The following is a 13174-nucleotide window of genomic DNA, read 5'->3' on the forward strand; positions in this document are numbered from 1 at the left end:
TTCCGCCGGACTTGTTTTTTTATAAACCGGTATGCACGTTATTACAGGAACATCTTAGGAGGAAGTTATATGGTTAAAGTGGCAATTGTTGGAGCAACTGGTGTCGTTGGAAGTAAAATGCTTGAAATGTTTGAACAATATGAGATCAGTGCAGATGAAATCTCCCTGCTCTCCTCAGCACGATCTGCCGGGAAGAAATTGGAGTTGTTCGGCAAGGAATATACGGTTGAAGAACTCACTGAAGAAACTGCCGGCCGGGGTTTTGATTATGTAGTAATGAGTGCAGGCGGTGGAACAAGTAAAGAATTTGCTCCGCTTTTTGAAGAAAACGGTGCAGTTGTCATTGATAATTCGAGTCAATGGCGGATGCATGAAGACGTCGACCTGATTGTTCCGGAGATCAATGAACCGGAACTGAATAGAAATATAATTGCGAATCCGAACTGCTCTACTATACAGTCTGTTGTTACACTTGAGCCGCTGGCTCAGGCATTTGGATTAAAACGGGTGAATTATACAACTTATCAGGCGGTTTCAGGCTCTGGTTCAGGCGGACTGCGGGACCTGGAAGAAGGTGCTAAAGGCAAGGCGCCAACGACTTATCCGCATGCCATCCATGACAATGTGCTGCCGCATGTAGATGTGTTTCTGGAAAACGGCTATACAAAAGAAGAGCAAAAGATGATTGATGAAACTAAAAAGATACTCGGCCTCCCGAAACTGCCTGTTTCTGCGACTTGTGTCCGGGTCCCGGTATCAAACAGCCACGGCGTTCAAATCAATGTCACTTTGGATAAAGAAGCCAACGAAGAAGAAGTGAGAGATGCATTCAGAGGACTCGATCACATTGCGCTTGTTGATAACCCGGCAGCCGAAGAATACCCGATGCCGGCCGATTCAACAGGCAGACCGGAAGTATTCGTGGGACGGATAAGGAAGGATAACTCACTTGAAAATACGTTCCACGTATGGTGCACGTCAGATAATCTGTTAAAAGGCGCAGCGCAGAATACAGTTCAAATTCTCAAACAAATGATGAAAAGGGAGTAGTTTCATATGAACACTCAAATCTTTGAAGGTGTTGGCGTAGCAATGACCACGCCATTCAGAAATGATGTTATTGATTACAAAGCATTCAGGAACCATATTGAATATCTGATTGATAATAATGCACAAAGTCTGGTCATCAACGGTACGACAGGTGAATCCCCCACACTTGGAAATGAAGAGATTCGCGAATTGCTGCGTGTCGGTGTAGAAACTGCAGCAGGGAGAGTCCCAGTTATTGCAGGGACTGGCACCAATTCTACAAGCGTATCTATAGAGCTGTCAAAATATGCTGAGAGCGTCGGTGCAGATGCTCTCATGCTGATCACCCCCTACTACAATAAAAGTAACCAGAGAGGGCTGATCCGTCATTTCACTACAATTGCGGAGAGTACGAAATTACCGGTGGTCCTCTATAATGTTCCCGGCAGGACGGGAATGACGATAGAAACTTCTACAGTCAGGGATTTGAGCAGGCATCCCAAAATTGCCGCTATGAAAGATGCTGTCGGTGACCTGGAATATACAAAGGAAGTTCTGTCACTCATTGAAGATGAAGATTTCGTCCTTTACAGCGGCAATGATGACAACATGCATGATTTCACCAAACTGGGCGGTAAAGGCCTCATTTCAGTTGTCGGAAATGTTATTCCCGGTGAACTGCAGGATGTCTATGACAGGGTTCAAGAGGGAGACTCTTCCGCTGAGAAAAGATTCGACAGAATCATGCCGATGATAAAAGCTGTGCAGGTGGATGTCAATCCGATCCCTGTCAAAGCAATGACCAGCGCACTGGGATTTGGCAATTATGAACTGAGGCTGCCGCTTGTGCAGCTGGAGTCTGGTGATTACAAAAACGTAATCAGCACTATGAAACAGTTCAGGGAGGGCTCTCTTGTATGAAGATACTCCTCATAGGATATGGTACAATGAACGTAATTACTGCAAAACTTGCAGAAGATGCAGGTCATGATATTGCAGGTGTAATTGCCAGAGGAGAAAATCATGATATCCCCTACCCGGCATTCAACAGAATTGATGAAGCTCAAGCGGATGTTGCTATTGATTTTTCACATCCTGAACTGATTCTGCCGCTGCTTGAAGATGAAGTGAAGACGCCGCTCGTCATTGCCACAACCGGTGATAAAGAAACGGTAATCAGTAAATTGAATGACAAAAGTCAAAATACACCTGTATTCTTCAGTGCCAATATGAGTTACGGTGTCCATGTGCTGAACGAAGTACTTAAAAAGGCACTGTCAATGCTGGATGAATTCGATCTGGAGATGATGGAAAGGCATCATAACAAAAAGGTTGATGCACCGAGCGGTACGCTTGTAAAATTACTGGATACCGCTTTGGCACACAGGGACGGAAGCTATCCGGTGTATGACAGATCTGACATTCATGAGAAGCGGAAACCTGAAGAAATCGGTGTCAGTGCAATACGCGGGGGTTCCATCGTGGGCACACACGATGTAATCTTTGCTAAAGATGATGAAGTGATTGAAATCAGTCATCAGGCGCAATCCAAAGAAATTTTTGCAAATGGTGCACTTAAGGCCGCGTCTGAACTGGTGAACAAAGCCCCTAACTTTTATGATTATAACAATTTATTTGAGGAGAGATAAAACAATGGAAAATTTCACAGCAGAAGAAATCATTCAATATATCAGCGATGCTCATAAGGTGACTCCAGTGAAGGTTTATGTCAACGGAAATTTTGGTGATGTTACTTTCCCTGAAAACCTGAAGGTGTTCGGCAGCGAACAGTCAAAAACAATATTTGCAGATTATGCAGACTGGAAAGCTTTCGAAAGCCAGAATGAGAATATTATCGAAGATGTTGAAGTCGAAATGGACAGGAGAAATTCAGCGGTTCCATTGAAAGATCTTTCCAATACAAATGCACGAATTGAACCAGGTGCATTCATCCGTGAAAATGCTGTGATTGAAGATGGCGCCGTTGTGATGATGGGTGCTACGATCAACATCGGTGCGGTTGTCGGCGAAGGCACAATGATCGATATGAACGCTGCTCTCGGCGGCCGCGCCGTGACGGGGAAAAATGTACATGTGGGTGCAGGATCTATCCTGGCCGGTGTTATAGAACCGCCAAGTGCATCTCCGGTAGTTATTGAAGATGATGTGCTTATCGGCGCCAACGCAGTCATACTGGAAGGCGTCAGAGTCGGCACAGGGGCTATTATTGCTGCCGGTGCCATTGTTACAGATGATGTTCCTGAAGGTACGGTTGTGGCCGGTACACCGGCTAAAGTTATTAAACAGGCGGCAGAAGTTGAAGGTTCTAAACGCGAAATCGTTTCAGCATTGAGGAAACTCAATGACTGAGCTGGAATTCGCTATTGAAAACCGCAGATTGCTGCATCAATATCCTGAAACAAGTATGGAAGAAATTAAAACTACAGAGCATGTTCTCAACTTTTTGGATGCGCTCGGAATATCTTATGTACGTCCCCTGGCTACAGGGGTCGTCGCATATCTGGAAGGAAATTCAGAACGGACATTTGCATTCAGAGCGGATATTGATGCGCTGCCTATTCATGAAGAAAGTAATATTGACTTCAGGAGCAGAGTCAATGGCAAAATGCACGCCTGCGGCCATGACGGGCATACAACTGCCCTGATGCTGTTCGTCAGGCGCTGTTTAGCGTTAAGAGAAAAAGGAGCGCTTGTGCACAATGTCTATTTTATCTTCCAGCCTTCCGAAGAGACAGCTGCCGGGGCAAACCAGCTGATTCATGCATGGACACCTGAGTACAGGATTGAAGCAATATTCGGCGTACATCTGATGCCTGAGGAAGCACAGGGTAAAATTCTTTTACGAGACGGTCCCATTACGGCGAGTGCCACAGAATACCGTTTTTATATCAGCGGGGAATCCAGTCATGTTGCTTCAAAACATCAGGGTATTTCTGCAATAGAGGTGCTGATGCACATTTCCGGTCAATTGTCCCAGCTTCAGCATTTCCATCTCGACGGGTTAAACAGGAACATCATTCATATCGGTCACCTGAAAGCAGGTGAAGCTATTAATACAGTAGCAGGTAGCGGCTATCTGGAAGGTACGGTCAGAACTTATGATGAGGAAGATCTGAAAATCGTTAAAACCCGCCTTGAACTGATTGCTGAAAGTTCAGAAAAACTATTCGGCGCCGGAGTTGAGGTGACATTCAACGAGGGTTACCCGCCTGTAGAAAATGATGACGGACTGCGACCGGCAGTTGACCGCGCTTTAAAGCAGCTTCAATTTGAAATGATTGAAAAAGACAACCCATATCTGTTTGGAGAAGACTTTAGTTTTTACAGCAGACTTGCGCCCTCATACTTTATATTTTTCGGTTCCCGCAATACAGCCAAGGGGTACACCAGCAGTCTCCATACTTCAACGTTCAATTTCGATGAAGAAATATTGATCAGTGTGGCGGATTATTATGAATCGTTATTAAACAGCCTATAAGGAGTGTGTAGAATGGGTGGTATACTTACAATTGACAGAGAGCAATTCATAAAATCAGCAAGACATGCAGCCGGGGGTAAAAATGTAATTGCAGTTGTTAAGAACAATGCATATAATTACGGCCTCGAGTTTGCGGTCCGGTCATTCTTAGAAGCGGGCATCCATTCATTTGCAACTACTTCTTTCGATGAAGCCAGGCGCATCAGGAATATTCATAACGATGCAATGATATTCATGATGAATCCTTTGTATGATTTTGACAGTATCCGGGCACTTAATCTGCATATCACCCTCCCCTCTCTCGAATACTATTATGAATATCAGAATACGCTTGCAGGGATAAACGTTCACTTGGAATATGCGGGGTTGTTCAACCGTTCTGGTTTTGAGGATAGTGATGAAATGATTGAAATCCTCAGACACCAGGCAGATAAGCCCCCGGACGAGCGGATGAGAATTTCAGGGATCTGGACGCATTTCGGCTATGCGGATGAACTTGAGATGGAGGAATATGAGATTGAACGCGGTCTCTGGTTTTCATTGCTTGATAATCTGTCATCACAGGGATATGATTTTGATATTGTGCATGCGCAGAACAGTGCCAGCTTCGCACGTGACGGACTGTTTGAAGGACATACACATCTGAGGCTGGGTATCAGTCTGTACGGCTCACGCCCCTACTTTGAGCTGGAAGCTGCAGACTATGTCCAGAGTCTTGAACTGAAAGCGGAAATAGTACAAATAAGGTGTATAAAAGCAAAACGGAAAGTGGGATATGGCGGTTCCTACGCTCCAGAAAAGGATTCCAGAATTGCGGTGGCTGATATCGGCTATGGAGATGGGATACTGAGAAAGCGCGCTGCGTTTGACTGTATTATTGCTGGGAAACGCTATCCGATAAAATCCTTGATGATGAGTCATATGATTGTTGAAGTTGATGATTCGGTAACACTTGATGACGAAGTTATCATTTACAGCAATCGAATGAGAATAGATGAATTTACAAATAAGGGTGTCGGAGCAAACTCAGAGCAGCTCGGTGCACTCAACTATCAATCTTTAAAAAGGGTGATCTTAAATGACGCTGAAGTATTTGGATGATGAACTCACCGTCAACGGTTTCAGCCTTACTGAAATCACAAACAATTATGGTACGCCCCTCTTCGTTTACGATGAAAATGAAATCAGACATCAATGCAGAAAATATCATCAGGTTCTGGCGGATTCCTCACTTGATTATTCAGTTTCATATGCTTCAAAAGCTTTTACATCAGTACAGCTGATACAGCTCTTAAAAGAGGAAAATATGAAACTGGATGTTGTCAGCCAGGGGGAATTATATACCGCTCTTAAAGCTGGGTTCAATCCAGAAGATATTCATTTCCATGGAAACAATAAAACAGAAGAGGAAATAAAATATGCGCTTGACGCCGGCATAGGACTGATCGTTGTCGATGCGCTTGATGAAGTGACGCTGATCGACGAGAATGCTTCGGAGAGTGTGAATGTGCTGCTTCGGATAAACCCGGGTGTGAACGTGGATACGCATGAATATATACAGACCGGTCAGGAAGACAGCAAGTTTGGACTTTCCATACATAATGGTTCGGCCAAAGCAGCTATTCAGAATATAATTCAGAGTGATCATCTGATCTTTAAAGGCGTGCACTATCATCTGGGATCACAGCTTTCCACAGAATCCCCTTTCATCAATGCGCTGGAAGCCGTTTACGGGTGGCTGTATGAAGAATCCATCGAGATCGATATACTGAATATGGGTGGCGGCTACGGTGTAAAATATGTAGAGGGAGATACCAGGTTTCCTGTTGAAGCTGCTTTTAATGATATTATTGAAAGGTTAAAGTCTCTGTCAGAAACTTATCAGAGACCGCTGCCGCACGTGATGATTGAACCCGGGCGTTCCATTGCTGCAGAAGCTGGTACAACAATCTATGAAGTTGGAATGATCAAGGATATTCCTGATATATCCCGCTATGTTTCCATAGACGGTGGCATGAGTGACCATATCAGGACACCTTTATATGATGCGGAATATGAAGTCATTCCAGTAAAAAGGACCCAAAATACTCCTGCCAATGCTCATGTGGTCGGAAAACTCTGTGAATCAGGGGACATTATCGGTAAAAATTTAACACTGCCGGGAGATTTAAAACGCGGTGATCTGCTGGCAGTTAAAACGACAGGTGCCTATCATTATTCCATGGCGTCGAATTATAATCAGATGAGAAAACCGGCAGTTGTATTTGTCAACGACAATGGCGCAAGAACTGTGATTAAAAGACAGACGCTGGATCAGCTGATTGAGAATGATATTTTTTAGAATGAAAACAAGAAATCCCGGCGCGAAACGCGCCGGGATTTCTGATGATACAAATCAATTAACATTTAAATGATTTATATTAGAGTTTAATGACGTTTGCAGCTTGTGGGCCACGGTCGCCTTCAACTACTTCAAATTCAACTGATTGACCTTCTTCAAGAGATTTGTAGCCTTCCTGATTGATCGCTGAGAAATGAACGAATACGTCGTTTTCGCCTTCAATTTCTATAAAGCCAAATCCTTTTTCTGCGTTGAACCATTTTACTGTACCTTGTTTCATTAATTAAATCCTCCAAAGACGATATTCAATATGCAAATTATTCCAGGAAGACACAAGTATTAACTTTTAATACGTCTAAACCTTTCTAATAATGCCTATTGCACTTATGATTATACTGCATCAGTCCATATTTTGCAAACCTATATTTGATGGTTTTGCAGATAAGTAGATTTAGAATCACATATAGACTTCATTGTCCTTTAACATGATCGGTGTGTAATAGATTTGGATGTCTTCTCCGCAATCATCGCAATATTCAAGGTCACATGCGTTAAAAAAGGCAACCATTTCATATTTGCCTTTTTTGAAACTATGGTATGTTTTTTTCATGTCATTTATCAGTTCATCATATTTAAATTTCATTTCATCTTCATCTTTGAATGTGTATCTTTCTGTGATATCATCCTGCCATCTATCGAAAAGCCACCAGCCTTCATAGTCAGCTTTAATTATGACAATATGAAACATTTTAAAAACTCCATTCATATTTGATAATATATGTATTATATACGCGTATAATTAGCATTATCAACTCAAAGAACTTATAATGTAAGTAAAGAGGTGCTGAATATGGAATCCAGGATGATTATTGTAATTGGACGTGTACAGGGAGTGGGCTTCAGATTTTCTGTTAAGAGAATAGCTGATGAATATGGTGTGACAGGATATGCCAAAAATGTACAGGATTACGTGGAGATACTGGCGACCGGAACCGAAGATGATCTGGACACTTTTACCGATAGAGTGATACAGGGGGCCTCCCCTTCTTCGAAGGTTGAAGACTACTCCATTAAACAATTACCGCTGGATGAGAGTTATAAGCAATTTGAAACCAAATAGTTCTGACTGAAGGTGTAATATCACATGAAACACAATTTATCACACTGGTTTGCATCAATGGTCTCCATACCGGCTGCAATCGTAGCAGGGCTGGCATCAATGATTGCATTTGATATCCATCTTGTCTTCGATATGATGATCGGTGCAGGTGGATTTTTTGCCGCTTATTTCCCATCCCAATCATACAGCATGAAATCCCAGCTGGATAAGATGGGAATGACAAAAAGCGAGTATCGTCATGTAAAAAAGGAACTTGCTGAGGCAAAAGAAAAGATTCAAAGATTGAGAAAAAATTATAAGAATGTACGGACTTTAAAGGACGCCAAATTGATATACGACATCAATAAAATCGTAAGGACTATCTATCAGTCTGTTGAAGAGAATCCAAAGCAATTTTTTAACGTTCAGCAATTCTTCCATTCCAATCTGGATTCTGCTGTAAATACAATTGAGCAGTATCTGTTTCTTTATAAAATGCCGGGGAAGACCAAAGATGAGAAAGTTAAACTGCATGAAACAAGAATTTCACTGCTGGAGCTGAAACGGACGATACAATCGAATCTGACAGCAATGAACAAAAGCAACTACCAATCACTGGAAGTAGAAAAAGATGTGATTAAAATGAATCGGAAAAGAACCCGCGGACCATTGAAACTGAGCAATAAATTGGATGAACAGAAAGTGAATCTCGACAAAAAGGAAAAAGAACCGGAACCAGTAAAAGCGAACAGGGGTGAAGATGATGAAGGAAGAGAAAAAGCTGAAAGATGAACTGTTAAGTGATCCATTTGCTAAAACAGATATGAATACTGACACAGATGAGGACTCGGAGCTGGCGCTGCAGCCGGAGAGCACCCAGGAGTTAACAGAAACTTCAAAAGAAACTTCAGAGGATGCCCTGACGACTTATCAAGAGCAATTCAGCGATGAAGATTTAAGGAAAATAGAAGAAATTAAAGAGCAGATCGAACCACTTGATAACGATGCTCTGATTCAATATGGATCAAGCGCACAGCAGGCATTATCCAAGTTCTCACATCAAATGTTGAATGAAGTACAATCTAAAGATGTGGGACCGATTGGAGATACTTTGGAAAATCTGATGAAAAAACTTAAGGAAATTGATCCGGATCAACTCTCCAATGAAAAAAAGAATATTTTCAATAGATTGTTCCGACGTGTCAAACGTTCTGTAAATGAAGTGATTTCCAAACATCAGAGTGTAGCTTCCCAGGTTGACAGGATAAGCATCCAGCTTGAACATGCAAAAGAAGTATTAACGAAAGATGTCCATCTGCTGGATAAATTGTATGATCAAAATAAAGATTATTTTGATGCCATTAATATCTACATTGCAGCGGCAGATAAGAAAAGAGAAGAAATCAACAATGAAATCCTCCCTGAACTAAAGGAAAAGGCTGAGCAGACCAACAATCAGATGCATGTTCAGGATGTCAATGATATGATGCAGTATGAAAATCGGCTGGAAAAAAGAATACACGATTTGAAACTTTCCAGACAGATTACACTTCAATCAGCCCCTCAGATCCGTATGATTCAAAATATCAACCAGACACTCGCTGAGAAGATCCAAAGTTCGATTCTAACCAGTATCCCATTATGGAAAAACCAGATGGCCATTGCACTGACACTGCTCCGCCAGGAATCCGCATCACAGGCCCAGCAGGCGGTAACAAATACGACAAACGAACTGCTCACTAAAAATTCCGAGATGCTGAAATCAAACTCGGTGCGGACAGCAGAGGAAAACGAACGCGGTATTGTGGATATAGAAACGCTTAAAACCACCCAGGAAAACTTAGTTTCGACTATCGAAGAAACGCTGAAAATCCAACAGGAAGGTTCAGAAAAGCGGAAATCTGCCGAGAAGGAATTGGTCCAGATGGAGGATGATTTAAAATCAAGGCTGTTACAGCTAAAAGATGAGCACCGTTATTAAATTTTATAGGAACTAAAAAAACCACAGCCGGAAAAAGCTGTGGATTTTTTTATCATCATCCTATGTGTATTGAATTCTTTCTTTCTTAAGCCCGATCAGATAGCCGACGATATAACCGATGATCAGGAACGGCACCCATTCAAATGAATTTGCAAATAAAGGCAGGCTTTCCATCCAGGCCATTTCAACCCAGCCGCTTCTGTGCACTACAGCGAGTGCACTTACAATGATCACTAGCAGAACAGGCAGCTGGAAACTTGCTCTCGGTGATGGGATAAAGTATGTCACGAAAAGCAGCAGAACCGAAGCCATTGCGATCGGATAAAGAATTGACAGTACAGGCTCACTTGTTTTTATCACCTGTTCAAGCCCCTGGTTGGCGAGACCCATAGAAATCAGGATAAATAATACAGCGAATACTCTGTATGGTACCTGCGGAATGATACTGTTGAAATATTCACTTACGGATACGATCAAACCTGCAGCTGTCGTAATACATGCGAATAATACGATTGCTCCAAGCAGTATGGCACCGAATTGCCCGTAAGCATCGTTTGCAGCAAAAGTAAGCAGGAATGTACCCAGATTCTGGTCATCCGGTGTTACATTGCCTAAATCAGCCCTGTTTCCAATCCAGCCCAGTGATACGTAGACAATACCAAGCAGTAAAGCAGCAATTGATGCTGACTTAACTGTACCGATCAAAAGATCTTTCCTGTTGTTTACTCCCAAATTACGGATTGAAGTCAGAACAATCACGGAAAATGCTATTGCTGCAATGGCATCCATTGTCAGATAGCCTTCAGTAAACCCTGTGGAGAACGGTGCCTCAGTGTTGAAAGTTTCTGCGGAAGGATTTGGAGCATTTCCTGAATAAATCATGAAAGCCCGTACAATAAGTGCGACGATTGTTACCAGCAAAAGCGGGGTAAGCACTTTACCTATACTGTCTGTCAGGCTGGTGGGATTATAGCTGAGTGCAAATATAATTATAAAGAATATAATTGAAAATATAAGGAGACTCACCCATCCCGTACCATCCATGAATGGCAGCACTGCCATTTCATAAGCAGTTGTTGCTGTTCTCGGAATTGCAAAGAAAGGGCCTATGGTTAAGTAAATTGCCACCATGAATATGATTGCAAAAGCAGGATGAACAACTTTCAGTGATTCCCTGTATCCTTCTTTGGAAATTGACCCTGCAATAACACCAACCAACGGAAGTCCTACACCCGTCAGGACAAATCCAATGATTGCTATCCAGAAGTAGTCTCCGCTTTGATAGCCAAGGCCCGGCGGGAAAATAAGGTTACCGGCGCCAAAAAACATGGCAAAAAGCATAAATCCGACTACAAAACTATTTTTTGTGCTCATCAAGCGACCTCCTAACTTGTGAAATGATTTATAAGATTCAGTTTACAGGATAAACACTTTAAAGTCTATAATATTTCTAATTCTCAGATATAGCATTTTAATGCAAATTTATAATAATAGTGTCTTTATAATCCTCTCAAAAACATCCGGCAAAATGACAGCGATTTCTTTAACATTTCTTATTATGACAGTATTCTGACCGTAAATATTTTTTATCGCCATTCTTGTATTTTCATCATTCTCATGGTCGATAAAAATATTAATGACGTTTATCCCCCGCTTTTTAGCTTCGTTAACCGCCTGATGAGTGTCCACAACACCTGTCTGATTATATTGTTCCGCACTCGGAAGACCATCTGAGAAAATGATCAGGAATTTATCCTTTTCCGGCCGTTTGTTTAAAATATCAGTTTCATGCCTAAAGACAAAGCCGTCTCTGTTATCGCCGGAAGCCTCAATATCCAGGAGTGAGACGGGATAGTAATATTGTGAGTTGCCGAAAGTCATATGCTCATAAATATAGTTCGGATATTGATTGGAAATGATCTGGACTGAATCTTCATGATGAGAAGTAATACGGTGTGGGATACCAAGCGATTTAAGGATATTATTGATGATAATTATGCCGTCTACACATTCATCAAGATGATCGGCCATTGAAAATGACTGATCCAGTACGAGACTGAATACGGCATCGATTTCTTTTGATTCAACATTCTTCTTTGTAAACAGTTTATGACTGCCGTTAATTATTGGACTGACCGGATTTTTCATCAGTTTGCCGGAACTTCTGCCAGTCTGTAACGCGTCCATTTTATACTTAAGCAGTTTGGTGATATCTCCAATGACCTTTTGAGCCAGATCATTGTAAGAATCGTAAATTTGCTTGTATTTATTGTAATACTTCAGATTCAATTTCGGTTTCTTTACGATGAGTTCGGCATTATTATTACTCGGAGAACGGTCTTTGAGTCTGTTATCTCCCTTATTCGTGCCAAAACCTTCTGTAAAATCTGACACGTCATCATCATAAGGGTTCTCAAGGTTGTGGTCACTTTTTTTGGAAGTGTTGTCTTCCCCTGCTTCACCAATAACATTGGCGGCCTCAGCATCTCTGCCAGTCTTAGTATCAACCCGGCTTGTGTCTTCATCGGATTCCTCCCGTTGTGACGATGTCAGTTCACTGCTGTCTTTTCTATATGGGGTTGTATGGTTATATTCAACAATATCATTAAAAGGCATTTCATGAATCTGCTGATGCTTATAGAATTTCTTGTCATCAATTGCATTATAGATGGCGTTGGCTATCGATATACTTTCCATTGTACTATGGCTGATAATATTAAATTGTTTTCGATGAACGTTGACATTCTCTGCGTTGTTTAATATTGCTATGTTCAAGTCTTTAAGGATTTGTTCGGCTTCATTCTTTGAAAGTTTCCGGTATTCGTTACTCAGGATTTCATCATCCCGTTTGATAAGTGTTTTAGCCAGCCTCCTCTGGGAAAATGATTCAAGCCGGTTTCTGTAGTGTTCTATTGACAGGAAAATTTGTTTGAATAGCAGTGAAGTCTCCTGCAGGGTTTCAAAAGCAGCATAATCGAATATGCCGGGTGATGGAAATCTCGTCAGTATATCATGCCTGAACCCCTCGAGTTCAGAGATATCGTGTCTATGTTTCCAAAAGTTACTCACATTCATCGTATTGTTTTTCGGATTGAAATAACTGAATTTGCGCACAGAAACAGACACGTCTTTATCTTTGAAAAGAAGACGTGTCAAATCAGTCAATTCCATCATGACATTTGAGTCTATGATTTCATCATTGAATTTAATAAAAGAATTACTCAT

At 41.7% G+C, this 13174-nt stretch carries 14 protein-coding genes; 10 read left to right on the forward strand and 4 right to left on the reverse strand.

Annotated features, from left to right (window positions below; all coding sequences use genetic code 11):
• Nucleotides 1–69: 69 nt before the first annotated feature.
• From G343_RS0111400 to lysA, 7 genes are read left to right on the forward strand one after another with little or no spacing between them, the layout of a single operon-like run.
• Complete coding sequence (locus G343_RS0111400; RefSeq protein WP_020008277.1) at nucleotides 70–1050, forward strand: aspartate-semialdehyde dehydrogenase; 981 nt, start codon at nucleotides 70–72, stop codon at nucleotides 1048–1050.
• Nucleotides 1051–1056: 6 nt separating this feature from the next.
• Nucleotides 1057–1950, forward strand: coding sequence for a 4-hydroxy-tetrahydrodipicolinate synthase (dapA, locus tag G343_RS0111405; protein WP_020008278.1), 894 nt, complete (start codon nucleotides 1057–1059; stop codon nucleotides 1948–1950).
• Nucleotides 1947–2678: a 4-hydroxy-tetrahydrodipicolinate reductase gene (gene dapB / locus G343_RS0111410; protein ID WP_020008279.1), complete on the forward strand. Its 732-nt coding sequence runs from the start codon at nucleotides 1947–1949 to the stop codon at nucleotides 2676–2678. The genes dapA and dapB overlap by 4 nt, the downstream gene beginning before the upstream one ends.
• Nucleotides 2679–2682: 4 nt before the next feature.
• Nucleotides 2683–3399: a 2,3,4,5-tetrahydropyridine-2,6-dicarboxylate N-acetyltransferase gene (gene dapD / locus G343_RS0111415; RefSeq protein ID WP_020008280.1), complete on the forward strand. Its 717-nt coding sequence runs from the start codon at nucleotides 2683–2685 to the stop codon at nucleotides 3397–3399.
• Complete coding sequence (locus G343_RS0111420) at nucleotides 3392–4528, forward strand: M20 metallopeptidase family protein (RefSeq protein ID WP_020008281.1); 1137 nt, start codon at nucleotides 3392–3394, stop codon at nucleotides 4526–4528. Before dapD ends, G343_RS0111420 begins: the two co-directional genes overlap by 8 nt.
• 12 nt (nucleotides 4529–4540) lie before the next feature.
• The gene (locus tag G343_RS0111425; protein ID WP_020008282.1) at nucleotides 4541–5629 is read left to right on the forward strand and encodes an alanine racemase; all 1089 of its coding nucleotides are present in this window, start codon (nucleotides 4541–4543) and stop codon (nucleotides 5627–5629) included.
• Entirely contained in the window at nucleotides 5607–6869 is a 1263-nt protein-coding gene (lysA, locus tag G343_RS0111430) for a diaminopimelate decarboxylase (protein ID WP_020008283.1), read from the forward strand. The genes G343_RS0111425 and lysA overlap by 23 nt, the downstream gene beginning before the upstream one ends.
• A 79-nt stretch (nucleotides 6870–6948) precedes the next feature.
• On the opposite strand, the gene G343_RS0111435 is transcribed toward lysA, so the two are convergent.
• Nucleotides 6949–7149, reverse strand: coding sequence for a cold-shock protein (locus tag G343_RS0111435; protein ID WP_020008284.1), 201 nt, complete (start codon nucleotides 7147–7149; stop codon nucleotides 6949–6951).
• 177 nt (nucleotides 7150–7326) lie between these two features.
• Nucleotides 7327–7617: a DUF1033 family protein gene (locus G343_RS0111440; protein WP_020008285.1), complete on the reverse strand. Its 291-nt coding sequence runs from the start codon at nucleotides 7615–7617 to the stop codon at nucleotides 7327–7329.
• Between the two features lie 102 nt (nucleotides 7618–7719).
• Between G343_RS0111440 and G343_RS0111445 the strand changes: the two genes are divergently transcribed.
• The 3 genes from G343_RS0111445 to G343_RS0111455 are packed head-to-tail and all read left to right on the forward strand — an operon-like array spanning nucleotide 7720 to nucleotide 9949.
• Complete coding sequence (locus G343_RS0111445) at nucleotides 7720–7989, forward strand: acylphosphatase (protein ID WP_020008286.1); 270 nt, start codon at nucleotides 7720–7722, stop codon at nucleotides 7987–7989.
• A gap of 24 nt (nucleotides 7990–8013) precedes the next feature.
• Complete coding sequence (locus G343_RS0111450; protein WP_020008287.1) at nucleotides 8014–8760, forward strand: 5-bromo-4-chloroindolyl phosphate hydrolysis family protein; 747 nt, start codon at nucleotides 8014–8016, stop codon at nucleotides 8758–8760.
• Entirely contained in the window at nucleotides 8732–9949 is a 1218-nt protein-coding gene (locus G343_RS0111455; protein ID WP_020008288.1) for a toxic anion resistance protein, read from the forward strand. Before G343_RS0111450 ends, G343_RS0111455 begins: the two co-directional genes overlap by 29 nt.
• A gap of 60 nt (nucleotides 9950–10009) precedes the next feature.
• Here G343_RS0111455 and brnQ read toward each other — a convergent pair whose 3' ends face one another.
• Together brnQ and G343_RS0111465 are read right to left on the reverse strand one after the other, a co-directional pair.
• Nucleotides 10010–11323: a branched-chain amino acid transport system II carrier protein gene (gene brnQ / locus G343_RS0111460; RefSeq protein ID WP_020008289.1), complete on the reverse strand. Its 1314-nt coding sequence runs from the start codon at nucleotides 11321–11323 to the stop codon at nucleotides 10010–10012.
• A gap of 108 nt (nucleotides 11324–11431) precedes the next feature.
• Nucleotides 11432–13174, reverse strand: coding sequence for a vWA domain-containing protein (locus G343_RS0111465; RefSeq protein ID WP_020008290.1), 1743 nt, complete (start codon nucleotides 13172–13174; stop codon nucleotides 11432–11434).

Origin of the sequence: Salinicoccus albus DSM 19776, assembly GCF_000385175.1 — a bacterium.
In the GTDB taxonomy this organism is placed as follows: domain Bacteria; phylum Bacillota; class Bacilli; order Staphylococcales; family Salinicoccaceae; genus Salinicoccus; species Salinicoccus albus.